Origin of the sequence: Corynebacterium incognita (assembly GCF_014217255.1) — a bacterium.
GTDB lineage: Bacteria > Actinomycetota > Actinomycetes > Mycobacteriales > Mycobacteriaceae > Corynebacterium > Corynebacterium incognitum.
In genome coordinates this window covers 1,584,507-1,602,862 of sequence record NZ_CP059404.1, presented here as the reverse complement: position 1 = coordinate 1,602,862, position 18,356 = coordinate 1,584,507, and the positions used below count along the sequence as shown (strand labels likewise).

The window sequence follows — 18,356 nt, the reverse complement described above, 5'->3', positions numbered from 1 at the left end:
CGATGACCAAGAAACTCTCGGCGTTTAACCGCCTGTTGTGCGGGCTGTTGGGCATACTGCTCATCGCGCTCGGGGCGTGGCCGTTATTGACCCTGTGGCACGTCCGCCCTGCGCTGTGGTTGGCTGAGCGTATCGACCGCAACTGGTGGGCGACACTCACCACCGCCGGTTGGTACAAGTACGCGGCGGTGGCAGGAGCTTTGGCGCTGTTTGTTGCCGGCGTGCTAATGATTTCCGCTAACCTGCGGCAACGCAAGATCGGCAAAGTGGAACTCGCGGCGTCGGATAGCCGGGGCAAGGTCTCTATCAACCTCCCGGCGTTGGCATCCGCTATCGGGGAATCCCTCACCGAACACCCGGCGGTGGATAAGGTCACCTCCCGCATCGCCACTGAGCGGGGCACCGACCTGTGGACCTTCCGGGTGGAAGCCAATCCGGCTTATGGTTTTAATGTTGTGCTCCGCCTGCTTGAAGAGACCGAGCGCGATCTCCGTGCCGCACTCGATGGCGTGCGCCTCGAGACGCTGTACAAGGTGGAATGCTCACCGGTGAAGAAGCTCTAATTCGGTAGCTTCACCTCTGCCTCCGGGGCGTCCGCGAGCCACATGGCGCGCACGGGTGCCAACTCAATCTCGGCGCCACTGCTTAACTGTGCGCGAAAGGGCTTACCGACGTCGACGTTGGTGAGGAGTTCCCACTTATCCTCGCTGCTGTGAAGTTCGCGGCGGCCGCGCTCATAACGACGCAATGTGCGGCCAACGACCACGGTGGTGTCATCTTCTAGCGCGACGACTAGGACGTGGTCGCCGGGCACAGAGCGCGAGTGGCGCAGTCCATCCCACCGCGGGGCCGAAGAGGCGTCAAGAGCGACGACGCTATCTGCAACGCCGAGACGGTGCTCGAAGCCCTCGGAGTCCACGATCACCAGCGGCCGCGCCGGCCCGATGGGGCGCAGCCGAGAATAAGGCCACACGACCGGCTGATCACGGGCGTCGGCGCCCTGCACGACGACGTAGTCCGCCGCAAGGACAATGCGCCGCTGCCCTACCGCGATACGCCACAAACCTTCAGCGCGCCCCTCCAACAGCGGCACGGAATCCGGGCGCACAGCGCGGATGGCGAAGAGGATATCTTCGACCTCCCCATCGGTCGTCCCCCACGACACACCATGATTGCCCACCATGCCCATGAGGTTGCCGAAGGTGAGGTCCGGCTGCCCCTCCCACACCGAGCGCAGGGCGTCGAGAAGCCTCGGGATACGTGTCGGGTCATTGGCGGCGGGTTCATGCATAACTTGTCTAACAATAGCGAAAGGGCCGTCCCTGCGCGAAGCAGGAACGACCCTCGGCCCTAGTGAATTTCGCTCTCGCTTAACTCACTAACAGAAAGTTGAATTACTCAACGATCTTGGTAACGCGGCCAGCGCCGACGGTGCGGGAGCCCTCGCGGATAGCGAAGCGCAGGCCCTCGTCCATAGCGACCGGCTGGATGAGCTCAACGGACATCTCAACGTTGTCGCCAGGCATAACCATCTCGACGCCGTCCGGAAGCTTCACAACACCGGTAACGTCGGTGGTGCGGAAGTAGAACTGCGGACGGTAGTTGTCCATGAACGGGGTGTGGCGGCCGCCCTCTTCCTTCTTCAGGACGTAGACGGAGCCCTCGAACTTGGTGTGCGGGGTGTAAGCGCCTGGCTTGATGCACACCTGGCCACGCTCAACCTCTTCACGCTTGGTACCACGAAGAAGCAGACCACAGTTGTCGCCAGCCTCAGTGTAGTCCATCATCTTGCGGAACATCTCGATACCGGTAACGGTGGTGGAGAGGGACTTCTCCTTGATACCAATGATTTCGATGTCCTCGTTAACGTTGAGGGTACCGCGCTCTACACGACCGGTAACAACGGTGCCACGGCCGGTAATGGTGAAGATGTCCTCGATCGGCATCAGGAACGGCTTGTCGGTCTCGCGCTCCGGATCCGGGATAGAGTTGTCGCAAGCTTCCATCAGCTCGACGACTGCGTCAACCCACTTCTGCTCACCGTTCAGTGCACCAACAGCGGAGATGTGAACGATTGGAGCCTCTTCGTCGTAGTCCTGCTCTGCGAGCATCTCGCGAACTTCCATCTCGACGAGCTCGAGGATTTCCTCATCGTCAACCATGTCGCACTTGTTAAGAGCAACGAGGATGTAAGGAACGCCAACCTGGCGAGCAAGAAGAACGTGCTCACGGGTCTGTGGCATTGGGCCATCGGTTGCAGCAACAACGAGGATAGCGCCGTCCATCTGCGCAGCACCGGTAATCATGTTCTTGATGTAGTCGGCGTGGCCTGGAGCGTCAACGTGTGCGTAGTGGCGCTTCGGGGTGGAGTACTCAACGTGGGACACGTTGATGGTAATACCGCGCTCCTTCTCCTCCGGAGCGTTGTCAATCTGGTCGTAATCGAACGCAGAGTTCTCTTCAGGGTACTGGTCAGCCAGCACCTTGGTGATTGCCGCGGTGGTGGTGGTCTTACCGTGGTCAACGTGACCGATGGTACCGATGTTCACGTGCGGCTTAGTGCGCTCGAACTTTTCCTTTGCCACTGTATGTCCTCCTGGACTTCATGGTGGCTACGACCTTCGCAGCCACGTTGGTTGACAGATGTCGGTAGTGCACTCCCCTCACAACGAAGCGGGACGAGCACCATAGCGACGCTTACTTTTTACGTGCCAGTTACAAGATCCTAGATTTCTGCTGCGGTTTTTTCAAACCGCCCCAGTAGGTTGTATGGCCGCGGCATCTAGGCGCGGCCGCACGCCACATCAAGCAAGAATCTTTCTGGATCCTAGTGATACAGGGTAACGGCCGGCTCAACCACACCCACCATTGGGGTCTGGTTCAGCGCGACCGCTACCCACGTGCGGAACCCACGGGGCATCGATAAGCCACAACCCCTGCTCACCACCCTGGCAAGTGGTGGGCAAAGGACCGAGGCGACGCCCCGCGAAACTTCCGCGGAGGCTAGCTTTTAGTTGCTGCCGCCGGTGCGCTCTTCGATGATCTCCTGCGCCACGGAGGAAGGAACCTCAGCGTAGGAATCGAAGACCATGGAGAAGTTTGCACGACCAGCGGTGGAGGAACGCAGGTCACCGATGTAGCCGAACATCTCGGACAGTGGCACCTTAGCGCGAACAACCTTCGCACCGGAGCGGTCTTCCATAGCGTAGACCTGGCCACGGCGGGAGGAGATGTCGCCGTTCACGGTACCCATGTACTCCTCAGGGGTGACAACCTCGACGGCCATCACTGGCTCGAGCAGGACAGGCTTTGCCTTAGCAACAGCTTCCTTGAGAACCTGGGAACCTGCCAGCTTGAAGGCCATCTCGGAGGAGTCGACGTCGTGGTAAGCGCCGTCTTCCAGGGTTGCCTTGATGTTCACCAGCGGGAAGCCAGCGAGGTAGCCGTACTGCATGGCGTCCTGAATACCCGCATCCACGGACGGGATGTACTCCTTCGGGATGCGGCCACCGGTGACGACGTTGTCGAACTTGTAGGTTGCGGACTCGCCCTCTTCCAGCTCCTCCGGATCCGGGCTGTAAGGTTCGATGGTGACGATGACCTTTGCGAACTGACCCGAACCACCGGTCTGCTTCTTGTGGGTGTAGTCCAGGGACTCGACCTTCTTGCGAATGGTCTCGCGGTAAGCAACCTGCGGGTTACCGATGTTTGCTTCAACCTTGAACTCGCGCTTCATGCGGTCAACCAGGACGTCCAGGTGCAGCTCGCCCATACCGCCGATGACGGTCTGGCCGGACTCCTCGTCCAGCTCCACGGTGAAGGTCGGGTCCTCAGCGGCCAGTTTCTGGATAGCAGTACCCAGCTTCTCCTGGTCAGCCTTGGTCTTCGGCTCGATGGACACCTTGATAACCGGATCCGGGAAGTCCATGGACTCGAGGATGATCGGCTCATCCTTGGAGCAGAGGGTGTCACCAGTGGTGGTGTCCTTCAGGCCGATGACGGCGTAGATGTTACCCGCGTCAGCCTGCTCAACCGGGTTCTCCTTGTTGGCGTGCATCTGGAACAGCTTGCCGATGCGCTCCTTCTTCCCCTTGGAGGAGTTCAGCACCTCGGTGCCCGGGGTGACCTGACCGGAGTACACGCGGATGAAGTTCAGCTGCCCGAAGAACGGGTGTGCAGCAATCTTGAAGGCCAATGCGGAGAACGGGGACTCCACGGAAGGCTTACGGGTCAGCTCGTTGTCCTCGTTGCCGACCTCGTGGCCGACGACCTCGCCGACGTCCAGCGGGTTCGGCAGGTATGCCACAACGGCGTCGAGCAGCGGCTGGACACCCTTGTTGCGGTATGCGGTACCACAGAAGACCGGGTAAACCTCGGAGTTGATGACCATCCTGCGGATAGCAGCCTGGATCTCTTCCTTGGTCAGCTCCTCGCCGCCGAAGTACTTCTCCATGAGCTCTTCATCGGACTCAGCGACGGTCTCGAGCAGCTTCTCGCGGTACTCAGCAGCCTTGTCCTGCAGGTCGGCCGGGATCTCCTCGACGGTAGCTTCGGTGCCGATCTCGGTCTTGCCCGGCCACATGAGGGCCTTCATGTCGATGAGGTCAACGACACCGTCGAAGTCATCCTCAGCGCCGATCGGCAGCTGCATGACCAACGGCTTCGCACCCAGGCGGTCGATGATGGTCTGGACGGTGTAGTAAAAGTCCGCACCCATCTTGTCCATCTTGTTCACGAAGCAGATACGCGGAACGTCGTACTTTGCAGCCTGACGCCACACCTGCTCGGACTGCGGCTCAACACCTTCCTTGCCGTCGAACACTGCCACAGCGCCATCGAGAACGCGCAGGGAGCGCTCCACCTCAACGGTGAAGTCCACGTGGCCCGGGGTGTCAATGATGTTGATCTGGTTGTTTTCCCAGAAACAGGTCACGGCAGCGGAGGTAATGGTGATACCGCGCTCCTTCTCCTGCTCCATCCAGTCAGTGGTCGCGCCACCGTCGTGGGTCTCGCCTACCTTGCGGTTGATACCGGTGTAGAAGAGGATACGCTCGGTCGTAGTGGTCTTACCAGCATCGATGTGGGCCATGATGCCGATGTTGCGAACCTTGTTCAGATCCTTAAGCACTTCTTGTGCCACAGTCTTACCCCAACTCGTTAGTCGTTCGAGGCGCAAGCACCGGCCACATTAAGTACCGATGAGACGCCATCTATGGATTGTTCTCGATCAATTTTGCCATTAATTGGCATGCTTGGCAGCGAAAGAGGTTTCTCCTCAACCCCAAACAATACGTCACCTGCGCGACCGCAGTAAACGTAGGGTGCCGTTTAGCCCGCCGACATACACACAAAAATGACTCGAGCAACGATATGAACCTCTAGCACCCTAGGGGCTAAAGCTTGTTTATTCGTCACTCGAGTCATTCCGTACGGCGTATAAGGCACCGACCGGTAAAAATTACCAGCGGTAGTGCGCGAAGGCGCGGTTGGCCTCAGCCATCTTGTGAGTATCCTCACGGCGCTTCACGGAAGCACCGAGGCCGTTGGAGGCGTCCAGGATCTCGTTGGCGAGGCGCTCCATCATGGAGTTCTCGCGACGCTGACGGGTGAAGGTGACCAGCCAACGCAGGGCCAGGGTGGTGGAGCGAGCAGGCTTCACCTCAACCGGCACCTGGTAGGTTGCGCCACCCACACGGCGGGAGCGAACCTCAAGGTCTGGGCGGATGTTGCCCAGAGCCTTCTCCAGGGTGCCAACCGGCTCAGTGCCGGTCTTCTCGCGGCACATCTCCAACGCGCCGTAGACGATGCGCTCAGCGGTGGACTTCTTGCCATCCACGAGGACCTTGTTCACCAGCTGGGTAACCAACTCGGAGTTGTAGACCGGGTCCTTAACTACTGGACGCTTGGGAGCAGCATTTTTACGCATTTAACTACTGTCCTTTCTTTGCGCCGTAGCGGGAACGAGCCTGCTTACGGTCCTTCACGCCCTGGGTATCCAGTGCGCCACGGATGATCTTGTAGCGAACACCTGGGAGGTCCTTCACACGACCGCCACGCACGAGCACCATGGAGTGCTCCTGCAGGTTGTGGCCCTCACCTGGGATGTATGCGGAAACCTCGATACCGGAGGTCAGGCGCACACGGGCGACCTTACGCAGTGCGGAGTTCGGCTTCTTAGGGGTGGTGGTATACACGCGGGTGCACACGCCACGGCGCTGAGGGGAACCCTTCAGCGCAGCGGTGGCAACCTTCGTGCTCTTGTCACGGCGGCCCTTACGGACCAGCTGCTGAATAGTAGGCATTTACTATCTTTCTGTAGTTGAAAATTCTTTTGTCCAAACACGCAAAAATGAGGGCTCTGTAGCAGGGCCCGTCCGCGTGTCCAGATGGCTTTGAGAAGCAATCAGACTCTTCATCACACAGCAGCAATGCTCGAAGCCGTGCTACTGATGATGAACTGCAAAGAAGACTAACACGCCGGTGTACGATCAAAAAATCGTGCATCGCTTCTATGCGCTGGGGAACTAGTTCCAGCACCAGACAACGTCGATTTGAACGTCATCATCGACGAGCTTGTCGAAGTGATCCGATTCCTGCTCAGCCCACATGTCAAACCACTGCGCATATTCGGGATCGCGCCCGAGCGCACGCTTTTTACGCTGATCCATCGGACCGTCAACGAACACTTTGATAACACCACCAAACTCGCGCGCGGCCTTTTCGTTGGCCGCCGTAACCGCGCCTACACCTTCCACAATCAGGCAGCGTCGGCGCGTGCGATCTAGCTCGATGTTGTGCCACTGGCCCCGCTGGTTGTTCTTCCAGTCCCACCGCCAAAAGCCAGGTTTTTCTGGGGAAAAGACGTCAGAAGCAACCATCGCGGAACCTTCCGCTAGGCCTCCCCAGCCTGGATAAAAATCATCAAGATGAACCATCTGCACGTCGAATGCCGGTGTCGTCGCACTCGATGTGTGCGCGTTCAAGTCCCCCGCCAAAGACGAATCGTAACTTCGAACGCAGCGGGACAGAATTCTACTGAGTTCCGAAGCCAGGCTCGTCTTGCCGGCGCCTGATGGGCCGTCGATAAGCACGCTAACCGCCCCGCAGTGCGCGAAATGCCCTTGCACAAGGCCAATGATACGTTGCGTAATCTCATTGAATGAGCGCGGATCCAAATCGCAGCACTCAGCCGTACCGCGTAGACCCGCAGGGTCCACGCCCGAGTCAAGTGTCATAATTTTTCCTCACAGCCCTAACCAGCGCCACGTTCCCACTTGCACGGCAACGATAACGGGAATTATTGCAATGATTGCTCCGATCCCAATGATTACCCAGTCTTTGAGTTTCATGGTTGATACCCGTGCCCAGGTACGTTGTTTTCCGTACTTTGACTCACGCCCAAATCCGCGGGCCTCCATGGCTGTGGCCAGCTTGCTTCCCCGCCGCAGGGCCATCACGAGAATGCCGAAAGACATGTCCATGAATTGACGAACCTTATTCCTGTCGCCTAAACCTCTGGCACGCCGGGCGCGCGCCAAAGAATCCCAGTCATCTCGAAATAATGTTGCCATGCGCACTCCAGCCACGGCACCAATCACGAATCGCCCCGGCAACTTTACAACTTGCGCTAAACCATCACCGAGCTCGGTGGGGTCAATGTCTCGTGCCAGCACGATCACCGGCAATGCGACCGCTAGAACTCGCAGGCTAATACCTATTGCAAGCTCAATAGAGTTCTCTGTAATGGCCGCCATCCAGAAGCGGAAATAAACCTCACCGCCTTCTTTGCCATACAAAAGCATGGACACACCTGACAAAGGTGCCAGGAACAGCAACGGCCACGACGCTTTTCCTAACCGCCACCAGGACACCCCACACAAAGGCGCCAGGACAATCGTTACCCCCACCAACACGCTGGCGCTAAGCCAATCGACGCTGAACAACACCGGCGTAGTCAGCAAAAACATGAGCGCCAGACGAGTCACCGGATTAACACCACGAAGAATATTTGGCATCCCCGCTACCCCTCCCCCGCATCAAGATGGATATGGGAATCACCCAGCGAACCAATAAATAGCTCATCGTGGGTAATCGAGGCGATAGTCACCCCGTCATCGCACAGCTCACGAAGCAACCTGATGAGTTCCACAAAGGTTTCCGGGTCTTGGCCAAATGTCGGCTCGTCAAAGAGCACCACTTCCGGCGCGGCAACGAGCGCAGTGGCTACGGACAAACGTCGCTTTTCACCACCAGACAACGTAAACGGGTTGGCACCCAAGAGATGCTCTAAACGCAGCCTTTCCACCAACGAATCAATGCGCGCCACCGGGATCTTCTCCCCCATGACTTTCGGTGCGATTTCTAGTTCTTCGCGTACGGTGCGCGCCAGGAACTGGTGCTCCGGGTTTTGAAACACAAACCCAATACGGTGTGCCAACTGCCGGGACTTCCACGAATGCGGGTCTCCTTTTAGCCCGTTACGGATAGACTCAGTCACCCCGATTTCACCGCGTACTGGACGCAGCAATCCCGCCATGGTGAGCAGCCATGTCGTCTTACCGGCGCCATTTGCTCCCGTAATTACCGTCGAAGCACCCTCCACAATCGCAGCCGTCCGCGGCGGACCAAACCGGCATTGCAATTCTCTCGACCACAGCGCCGTGCCTGTTCCTAGCGCCGCGCTTTTTTCCAGTTCCACAGGACGGGCTGCGGGCAGGCCCGTGATGGTGCGTTGCTGAACAATTTCTTCGAAGTGGCCATCGTCTACGACGCGGCCGTTGTCAAGTACCACCGCACGCGATAACACACCGTCCCACAGATCGTATTTGTGCTCGACAACCACCAATGTCGCGCCAATCGCTTCTACAGTAGCGGCTACAGCCTCAACCACTTCCTGTGCTCCCTGCGGATCAAGGTTTGCGGTGGGCTCGTCCAACAAGATCACGCCAGCGCCCATGGCCACTACACCCGCAAGGGCTAGCCTTTGCTTCTGGCCACCTGACAAATGCTTTGTTGGAAAGTCCAACGGCAGATCCAGCCCCACAAGACCCATTGCATTGTGTACTCGCTTCCAGATTTCCTCGCGAGGAAGACCAAGGTTTTCGCAGCCAAAGGCGATGTCGTCTCCCACTCGGGCTGCGATTACTTGGGAGTCTGGGTCCTGCAGCACCAGGCCGACGGGCACCGTCGCCGAATGCGCCGGAGCACTCGCTAGAAGCAATTGCCCGCGTGCGGTTCCTTCATCGTCACCGCCCAGCACACCAGCAAACGCAGCAAGCAGCGTGGATTTACCCGATCCGGAATTACCGCACAGTAAGACTCGCTCGCCTGGTGCGATCTCCAGGTTCACATCGCTTAGTGCAGCAGCCGCTCTACCCGCGTGCGTCCAGCCGAAGCCAGACGCACGGATCCCTGCTGGTTCAATCGGAGACAAGGAAATGCTTAGACTTCTGCCGCGCGCTGTTCACGGCCAGCGCCAAAGCGGTCCAGCGCACCAGTCTTAGCAAGTGCGGAGACCAACAACCAGCCAACAAGGCCCGCCAACAAGACGCCTGAGGCGCACAAGCAAGCGAGGTAAATCAGGTTGAAGTCCAAGCCCTTGGCGATGTTCGCGCTGAGGAACAGTTCCAGCAACCAGGCACCGATGCCAGCACCGAGACCGGAAAGCATGGCAACCTTCAGGTCAAACTTGCGGTACATGAACAGCATGAAAATCAGCTCAGCACCAAGCCCCTGCGCCAGGCCGGAGTACACAGTCTCAATGGACCACTGGGAGCCCAGCAGTGCGGACACGCAAGCTGCAAGCACCTCTACGTAGATCGCAGCGAAACGCTTGCGAATCACCAATCCACCGATAACACCGCCTAGCAACCAGATACCCACCGCCAGTCCTCCCAGGCCTGGCGTGATGCTGTCCATGGCTGAGAACCATGCGTATCCCGCACCATTCCAAAAACTAAAAATGAAGCCACACGCCACGCCCAAAATGGAGGCAACGATGATGTCTACTACACGCCAAGACTTATTAGCACTTTGCATAGCCATAATTCTCACAATCTCCCTCTCGCCGGAATTACCCGGATCAGGTTCTACGGTTCACTGCTAACCAGCAATGTCTCAGCCCACTCTTGTGAGATCCCCGGGCACCCGCGGTTAATGTCAGCCCATCATATCAGCCAAGAAAATGATGACGGTACTGCCGTAAAAGTTCAACATGCAAACATGCATCAGAATAACTCTAAACAATTGAGATATCTGCATAAAACTACTGCTTCACATGAGAGAACATACAACCTACCAAACCCTGCTCAGGACTTTGCAGGAAAAATTCTTGGCTCGCATCACACAATACGGTTATGGTGACTTGCACACTATAGCCCCACAATAGGTTTCGCTTAAGCTAAACTTAATATAAGCTGTCTTTAGCTTTAGAGCTTACCGTTAGGGCAAACTTGGTTTTGATTACTTTCAAGCAATTTGCAGCTTATCTTCAAAGAACCGGGTGCCTGCGTGAGCGAGGCAAATTTTGTACTCCATCAACCAGGATTGAACAGATGCTATCTCTCAAGTTTTTAAGCCGGAAAGGCTTACAAGTTGCAGGAACAACAATCGTTGCAACGTCACTAGCAGTCAACAGTCTCGTTGTCCCTGCTACCGCTCAGGAAGAAATAGACGTCCATCGCGAAGTCGAAAATGCCGTGCTAGACCATTCAAGCAAGATCAAATCGGCAGACGAGCAGGACGCATACCGTTTCATCGTCCATTGGCAGAAAAATATGGCAACTGTTGATGATGACCACAAAATGGGCATCATCAACGAAATCTTGAAAGAGTTCAATAACGAAGGCTCAAAGCTTCGATTGTCCGCTTCAGGCGGCTGGATTGTTGAATTCAAAACACCCGTCCCTCAAAGCCAGGTTGCTTCCCTACGGGGCAAATTGGAATCTAAGGCCGAAATCGTCGATGCCTACATTGACATGCTGATGATGCCGGCAGCAGCGAGCAATGACCCTGAATACTCAAAACAGTGGCCGCTCCACGAACACACAAATCATCAAGCCGGCAGCCACGCAAACGTTGAAGAGGCGTGGGACTTGGGCTACACCGGCTCATCACAGAACATCGGCATCATCGATTCTGGCATTACCAAGCATCCTGATCTTGATCCAAAGGTTAAGGGTGGGTTCGACATGATCAGCAAAGATTTCACCGCCAACGATTCCACCCCTGGGCGCGATAACGACCCTCTAGATACTGGCGACGGATTCTACGAAGGTGAGTGCCCAAACTTCGGAGGTAGCGCTGATTCATCTTGGCATGGAACCCACGTCGCGGGCATTGCAGCGGCCGCTACCAATAACGGAATTGGCGTAGCAGGAACCGCCCCAGAAGCTGGTCTTGTTCCAGTACGCGCACTCGGCAAATGCGGTGGCTTCGCCTCTGACATTGCTGACGCGTTGAAATGGGTTGTAGGTGGATCTGTCGACGGTGTCGCCGATAACCCAAATCCGGTAAAAGTAGTCAATATGTCTATCGCCGGCAAGCAACGCTGTGTTCCCGACTACCAGGCCGCTTTGGATGTGGCATCTGCCAAGGGCGCGACCGTTGTTGTAGCAGCAGGTAATTACAATACCTGGACAGATGATTACCAACCAGCTAACTGTAATAGTGATGCTCTTATCGTAGTTGGTGCAACTGGCCCCGAAGGCTACCGTGCAGAATATTCCAACTACGGTGACCACGTTACAGTTGGAGCACCTGGTGGTAATTCCGGGTCTATTGAACAGGGTGAATATTCAGGAACCTATGTGGGGTACCGTGAAGAAAATATGTTCTTTTCTACCGTGAATTCCGGCACCATAGATCCAGCTTCCCCAAGCTACGGCTATCAAGAGGGAACATCAATGGCGTCTCCTCTAGTCGCTGGTGTTGTAGCAATGATGCGAGACGCTAACCCCAGTCTCACTAGCGCGCAAATTCGCACGATTCTCCAGGAAACAGCTCAACCGTATAATGACGAGCCTATAGTTTCCGGTTCCTATGCTCCTTGGAAAACCGCTGATAATATGGGTTCCGGCATCGTAGATGCCTGTGCAGCGGTTTACGAAGCTGCTGTTCAGGCAGGAGAATCTCCTGCACTGTGTGGTGAAACCCAATCCACGACACCAGTTTCCACTACTCCGGCTTCAACAGAACCTAGCTCTACGGTCACAGGAGAGCCGACCACGACCGTTGTCACCACAACCGCTCCGGTTGCAACTTCGACGGTCAAAGAGACTGAAACCGCACCGGCGATTACGACACGTGTCTCTGCCACCACGACGGTAATTCCTGAACCTACAACCGTTGAATCCACAGTAACTGAGACCAGTACTGCTCGTACTACGGTTAAGGAAGCAGATGAAACAGTCACGCTAACAGACGTCGAGACGGAAACTCAGGCACCTGTAACAGTGACAGAGTCTGCGGTTGCTGGTACCGAAACTGTTACCGTTACAAACGAACCGGTAGTAACCTCTACCACGAGCGGTAAACCAGTGACCTTAACTACTACTAACACTGTCGCACCTGAACCAGTACTTGAAACCAAAACTGAGGTTATTGCGCCCTCGACAGTCCTGGAAACTGTTAAGGAAACCACCACCCCAGTCACCACAGAACGAGAGACGGTGACATCTACCGCAGCAGATGCAACTGAAACTCAAACCGTGGCTACCACAACTACTGAGGTTGTAAATGAAGAAGGTGAGACTCATACAAATGTGGTCACCACCACCGAAACCTCAACCGTTAAGGTTCCAACTGCCACCACCATTGTTGACTCACCGGCAACCACGACCACGACTGCAGAATATAATGCACGTGAACACGTACGCACCTCTTCAGTAGGAGGTTGGCCACTTCTCCTTCTCATCCCATTAGGAATCGCAGCAATGCTCAATATCCCGGGTATTGCCTCCGCTTATAATGGGTCTGCCAACAAGGCCTTTGAGGGCGGCAAAGCTAGCTCAAACTTCAAAATCGCTGACTTCATTGCTAACTCACTTCGTCCTTTTAGTGGACAGGTAAGCAAGTTTTTCCCAGGTTCGAGTTTAATCGCGGGCTTTATGGGAAAGAATGAAGATGAGCGCGTTTCTCGCTAATTTTTAGCACACTAACGTCACCACACAACGGGCGGAGCAATCTATGACTAGATTGCTCCGCCCGTTTACGTTTAAGTCTTCTTCGAAAAGCCAGCTAAAACGGAAGACGTAGAGAATGCAGGTATGCTGGCTTACCGTAATCTTTTAGAAAAGCCTAGGGACTTTGATCATCTGGCCTAGTTCACTACTGCATTGCTTACTAATACGGTTCCGTCAAACCATCACCTTTGATTAAAAGCATCTCCACACTTCCTGACTCCGCGCTAATCCCGGGGTTGGCACCGATAGGGTTCTCACACTACTTACGTCTTTAACATTCAAAGCTTCTGATGGCCGATCTCATGGCCAAAACGCGACATTTAAGACGGCTGTTTGGCACAGGGCACTGTACATTTGTTCCTTGAGCAGTATTTCCACCTGTTGGCTGCTCATCCAAATAGTATCGGTCCAATTGATTGTTCGTTTTTAAAACTAGTGGTCCCAAATATCGCCAATTCATTTAACGGATCCAAAAACTGATAGGTCTCTACTGGCTAGCTACTAACTTGGCTCTAAAGTGAAACGCCTCATTGTTCAGAGGCTAACCATAAATGTTCCTAAACCTGCTATGGATTAATCCCCCAACGTTGCACTATAGTCCCCCAAAAAGTACGCTGAGCTGACACTAGAGAGCCCACAATCAAATAAGACTGGCAATTTTCTTCTGCTAATTCTTTAGTAAGTATTTCCATTGTGCTTCCCAATGAGACTTAGCCTTACCAAAGCCCTTACCAGGGAGCCGACGGTCTTTCCGGGGACACCGCAATTTTGTAGTCGCTGTTAATCATAAAAAGCGGAGGCCAAATATCCCGTCTCGTTACACTATTTTGACTCACCAATATTACCTCGCTCGTGCTAGGACGTGAGATCCGAAATTGCAAGTAATTGGGCGGTATCGAGGGGTAAGGCGTGCAGTGAATTCAACGTACTGCTCATTAATGGGATCTACTTTGCCATTTTCTACGGTTGTGTCCTTTAGTGTTGGGCTGTGTCCACTGCCTCCTGGACTGGGTTCTTCCTCGACTTAATCGCCCGTGGCCTGACCGGGGTTTTCCTCGTCACCAGTGATGCACATCTTGGGATCCAAACAACCGTTGGTGACCGCTTACCGCCAACGAGTTAGCAGCGGTGCCGGCCCCCACTTCGTGAAGAACCTCTCCTCGCAGGTGCCGACAACACACTGGCCGACGCTATCGGCGATGTTTCACACTATCTTCCAGCAACCGCGACGGTAACAACGTCTGGGCTCAGGCCCGTGAGGTTGTAGAGTTCTGTGGGCAGAAGTGTCCTCATGTGGCCGACTACCTGGAGGAATCACTCGATGAGCTGTTAGCTTTTACTACTGCACCGAAACCGGGATGGACCAAGATCTGATCGAACAACCCCACCGAACGGCTCAATCGTGACACCCGACGTCGCATCAACGTCGTCGGGATCTTCCCCAACCCCAATGCCGTCATCCGGCTGGTCGGCGCCGTCCTTGCGGAACACCACGATGAGTGGATCCAGCAAAAACGCTACACGTCGCTGAGCAGCCTGACCCAGACCAAGGAGATCATCGTGCCAACCTCGTCGACGACACTCCCACCGACAGCAAGGAGATCGCCGCCTAATGCTTACCCAACCCCGCCCCCGAAACTGCCCACATACTCGAGAGCCAGATACACCACTTCCCAAGACTTGACCTATAGAGTTGTTACCGCCTTTGCACATCGTGGCAGTGAGCTTTAAGGCAAAGCATCCCCGAACTGAAAATACAGTACCAATGCTGTTACAGCGTGATTTCAAACCTTTATTCCCGTTCATTAGCGGATTAAAGGATTCCGTTTTGGACAAAGAGTCGTTGATTGATGAATTCTCGCTTGCAAACGCCGCAGGGGCCCTTCTATGTTTGCAGTTGGTTTTAACTCAATCCAGTCTATTCGACTGCATTTGACTTCCCTTATCTCTCAGTCGCACGGTTATTCTTAAAGGCATTCGAATAGGAGACGAAATTTAACTATCTAACTCCTTTTTCCAGAGTCGTACACCGACAACTAGCTCTTCTATGAATACCCCGTTGGACAGTCTGCTAGTCAATGAGCGTAAATCACCACACTGGGAAGGTACTACAACGTAGGCGACGATTTTATCCAATAAATGCAAATGTCGCGCCGTCCATGTGGACGGCGCGACATTCATATTCTCTCAAACTGACTGGAGACTAGTTATTCCTTAGAGAAAACTTTGTCAATGTCAAATACAAGTGAGCTCAGAATCAAACCGAAGTTGATCAAGGAAGAACCTGCGGCAATGAATTCAGGTTTGGCCTTGGAAGAACCCACCTTTGCGGACTTAGCGCCCTCTGCATCAAAAATTCCAAGTTGCTTCTGCAATCGAATGTTTGCTTTTTCAATATCTCCAGTAAACGGAGCAAACATGTCTTTGACTCCTGGCATAGCGAGAGCTGCAGCTAGTGCGACTGGAATGGCCAGAAGTGCAGGCCACCAGTTAGCGGATACAGTCGCAACGTGCTTAGGAGCTGGTGTAGTAGTAACTACAACGGTCTCAGAAGCATCAGTGACTGTTTCCGTTACTGGTACTTCGACTTCGGTTGTTTCGGTTTCAGTCTCGGTCACCACTTCGGTTACGCCTTCTCCGGCGACCGTGGTTGTGGTGGTTTCAGTTGCGGTGACAGTTTCTCCTGGAACTTCCTTCTCAATCGTCTCGATAACCGTAGCCGTGGCAGCCGTCTCGGTCTCCGTTACTGTCTCGGTTGCAGTAGGTGCAGTTGTAGTCTCAGTTACAGTTTCAGTAGCTGCAGGTGCCGACTCGGTGGTAGTAACTACCTCAGTAGCTCCTGGCATCGTGGTTACAACAGTAGTGGGTTCGCCTTGCACGGTAGTAGTTTCCGTCGCAGTGTCTGTGGCCACAGTTGAAGTAACAGTAGATGGCGCTTGAGTCTCTGTACTGGTTTCAGTAACGGTGATTACTTCTCCAGGCTCGACAGCGGTAGTAGTTACCTCGAGGGTCGAGGTCACGATAGAGGTTTCAGTCTCTGGCGAAGCGGTTTCGGTTACCGTATCCGTCTCAGTAACAGGCGCTTCAGTGACTGTTGCAGTCTCAGTTACAGTTTCCGGAGCTTGAGTAACAGTGGTAGTTACCGTTTCAGTAGCGCCCGGTTCGGTTGTTTCAGGAGTAGAAGTAGAGGCAATACCTTCACAGTCAACAGCTGGGGTGTTACCTCCTTCAACTGCTGCTTGGTATACAGCTGCACATGCATCAATGACACCAGATCCCATTTGGGAAGCCGTTCGGGAAGTCTCATACATCGGACGACCGTCTGGGAAGAAGCCGAAATTATCAGCAATGTATGGTTCTTCCGTATACGGCTGGGCTGTGTCCTTCAAAATTCGCTCAACATCGGCTGGAGAGATGGAAGGATTAGCTTCATACATCATAGCTACAACTCCGGTAGCCAAAGGAGTAGCCATGGAAGTGCCCTCCATCCAGTTGTATCCAGCCCCAATTGGATTACGTGAGCCGGCATCAACGGTGGACCAATACTGGTTTTCTGGAATCCACTGAACTTGGTTGCCGTTGACAACAGCCGCACCGTTACCACCTGGCGCTCCCAAGTCGATTGCGTCTCCAAAGTTGGAGTACATCGCACGGTGTCCTTCAGGACCTGTAGATCCAATGGTCACAACGTTGTTACAGTTTGCGGGAGTGGTATAGGAGGTATCCTCGGTTGCGTTACCTGCAGCAACCATAATGGTTGTGCCCCTGGCAGTCACAGCGTTAATAACTTCCTGATACTGCGGATCGCACATTGGAGCGCGGTAGATACCGCCTAGGGAAAGGTTAATCACCTTGGCCGGAGTAGGATTGTCCGGGACCCCTGGTACCGGAACGCCACCTAACCAAGCGATTGCGTCTGCAATATCACCAGTGTCGCCACCACACTTACCAAGAGAACGAGCCATCATCAACTTAGCGTCAGGCGCTACTCCAGTACCGCCCTGTCCATTATTCTGGTTAGCCGCGATGATTCCGGCAACGTGAGTACCATGCCATGATGATGAAGGGGAACCAGGAGCACCGGGGCAAACATCATAGCCTGGGGGGAACCAGTCACCGTCGTCGTAAGGGTTGAGGTCACGATCATTGAATTGATCTGTGAACATCTGATCACCGGAGACTCCAGGATGCGAAATCATATCAATGCCCAAGGTTAACTTGTCCTGCGGGTTACCCGTAGGTGTGCTCCAAGGATTCTGTTGGTGCTGAGTCAACGAGGTAGGCATTTCGGGATGATTGATAATTCCAGAGTCCGAAACACCGACCATCACGTCCTTACCCGTGAAACCTAGATCCCAGGCTTTTTCAACATTCGCGTGAGAGCCAGCAGGAGCATTGGTGTTTGGGTGCAGTGGCCACTGCTTGCCGTAATCCGGGTCAGTAGCAGCTGCAAATCCTGCATAACGAGCATTAATGTCAGCATGGGAAATTTTTGCAGAAGCCTCGAGAACAGCCCTAAGGTTAACTACCTTATTAGCCGGAACTGTCTCAGAAAGGTCAATAACCCAGGTCCCATTCCACATTTCGCGCCGTTTGGTCCAGTCAACACTCATTCCAGAGTCGGTGTTGAAGTCGCGGACCAGCCGGTCAAGCTCGTCAATCTTTACCTGTTCGGTAATAAGGTCCGTATTTTGAAACTTGACGGTAAAACTGGTCGCGCTTTGGTCGGCCACCTTTGGCACTTTTGCCATTGATTGGTATTTATCAACAATTTCCGGGGTAAACCCGCCATCCCGCGCGGCGGCGGTAGGCACGTGTGCAGCACCAAGAGCGACAGAGATTGCAACTATGGACGTCCCTACACGCTTCCACAGCTGCTTACTCATTCGGGTGTGGTTATGCATTTGCATTTCCTGTCTTTGATTTGAGCAAAACTTGTTGGCGCCACTCCCGTTTCAAAAAACTGGATAGCTGCCATAGGAGACAATGATCACGAAACCGTGCCAATTCAGTTTAACCTAAGACTCGCATAAGTTTAAACCCAATTTGTATCCAGCAAATACAATAATTGTAAAAAATTCATAGGGTGCAAATTCTGCACTATCGCTCAGATTTCACCTGTGACAAGACATGTCCACACGCAATTTATTCACATTCCTCTTCCTGTGATTTAAA

At 54.4% G+C, this 18,356-nt stretch carries 12 protein-coding genes, 1 pseudogene and 1 riboswitch; of the genes and pseudogenes, 3 read left to right on the top strand and 10 right to left on the bottom strand.

Annotated features, from left to right (window positions below; all coding sequences use genetic code 11):
- Positions 1 to 2 precede the first annotated feature (2 nt).
- Positions 3 to 563: an Asp23/Gls24 family envelope stress response protein gene (locus H0194_RS07385; protein ID WP_185175288.1), complete on the top strand. Its 561-nt coding sequence runs from the start codon at positions 3 to 5 to the stop codon at positions 561 to 563.
- Here the strand turns inward: H0194_RS07385 and H0194_RS07380 are convergent.
- The 9 genes from H0194_RS07380 to H0194_RS07340 form a co-directional block, all read right to left on the bottom strand.
- On the bottom strand, positions 560 to 1,291 hold the full coding sequence (locus H0194_RS07380) for a hypothetical protein (protein WP_185175287.1): 732 nt from the start codon (positions 1,289 to 1,291) through the stop codon (positions 560 to 562). The genes H0194_RS07385 and H0194_RS07380 overlap by 4 nt on opposite strands.
- Before the next feature lie 103 nt (positions 1,292 to 1,394).
- On the bottom strand, positions 1,395 to 2,585 hold the full coding sequence (tuf, locus tag H0194_RS07375; protein WP_185175286.1) for an elongation factor Tu: 1,191 nt from the start codon (positions 2,583 to 2,585) through the stop codon (positions 1,395 to 1,397).
- A gap of 425 nt (positions 2,586 to 3,010) precedes the next feature.
- Positions 3,011 to 5,140, bottom strand: a complete 2,130-nt coding sequence (gene fusA, locus H0194_RS07370) for an elongation factor G (protein ID WP_185175285.1) — start codon at positions 5,138 to 5,140, stop codon at positions 3,011 to 3,013.
- 318 nt (positions 5,141 to 5,458) lie between these two features.
- Positions 5,459 to 5,926: a 30S ribosomal protein S7 gene (gene rpsG / locus H0194_RS07365; protein ID WP_185175284.1), complete on the bottom strand. Its 468-nt coding sequence runs from the start codon at positions 5,924 to 5,926 to the stop codon at positions 5,459 to 5,461.
- Between the two features lie 4 nt (positions 5,927 to 5,930).
- Positions 5,931 to 6,302 (bottom strand): 30S ribosomal protein S12, encoded by a 372-nt coding sequence (gene rpsL / locus H0194_RS07360; RefSeq protein ID WP_185175283.1) that lies wholly within the window; start codon positions 6,300 to 6,302, stop codon positions 5,931 to 5,933.
- 222 nt (positions 6,303 to 6,524) lie between these two features.
- Positions 6,525 to 7,235 (bottom strand): nucleoside/nucleotide kinase family protein, encoded by a 711-nt coding sequence (locus H0194_RS07355; RefSeq protein WP_246388839.1) that lies wholly within the window; start codon positions 7,233 to 7,235, stop codon positions 6,525 to 6,527.
- A gap of 9 nt (positions 7,236 to 7,244) precedes the next feature.
- Entirely contained in the window at positions 7,245 to 8,015 is a 771-nt protein-coding gene (locus tag H0194_RS07350) for an energy-coupling factor transporter transmembrane component T family protein (protein WP_185175282.1), read from the bottom strand.
- A gap of 5 nt (positions 8,016 to 8,020) precedes the next feature.
- A complete protein-coding gene (locus H0194_RS07345) occupies positions 8,021 to 9,424 on the bottom strand; it encodes an ABC transporter ATP-binding protein (RefSeq protein WP_425486470.1) in 1,404 nt (467 codons plus the stop codon).
- A gap of 17 nt (positions 9,425 to 9,441) precedes the next feature.
- Complete coding sequence (locus H0194_RS07340) at positions 9,442 to 10,044, bottom strand: ECF transporter S component (RefSeq protein ID WP_185175280.1); 603 nt, start codon at positions 10,042 to 10,044, stop codon at positions 9,442 to 9,444.
- A riboswitch (TPP riboswitch) is annotated at positions 10,041 to 10,160 on the bottom strand. It overlaps the preceding gene by 4 nt.
- 297 nt (positions 10,161 to 10,457) lie before the next feature.
- Here H0194_RS07340 and H0194_RS07335 point away from each other — a divergent pair.
- Together H0194_RS07335 and H0194_RS07330 are read left to right on the top strand one after the other, a co-directional pair.
- Complete coding sequence (locus H0194_RS07335) at positions 10,458 to 13,142, top strand: S8 family peptidase (RefSeq protein WP_185175279.1); 2,685 nt, start codon at positions 10,458 to 10,460, stop codon at positions 13,140 to 13,142.
- Between the two features lie 1,024 nt (positions 13,143 to 14,166).
- Positions 14,167 to 14,794 (top strand): annotated as a pseudogene (locus H0194_RS07330) (transposase); the annotation flags it as partial.
- 594 nt (positions 14,795 to 15,388) lie between these two features.
- Here H0194_RS07330 and H0194_RS07325 read toward each other — a convergent pair.
- Positions 15,389 to 18,067: a S8 family serine peptidase gene (locus H0194_RS07325; RefSeq protein WP_185175278.1), complete on the bottom strand. Its 2,679-nt coding sequence runs from the start codon at positions 18,065 to 18,067 to the stop codon at positions 15,389 to 15,391.
- Between the last annotated feature and the right edge of the window lie 289 nt (positions 18,068 to 18,356).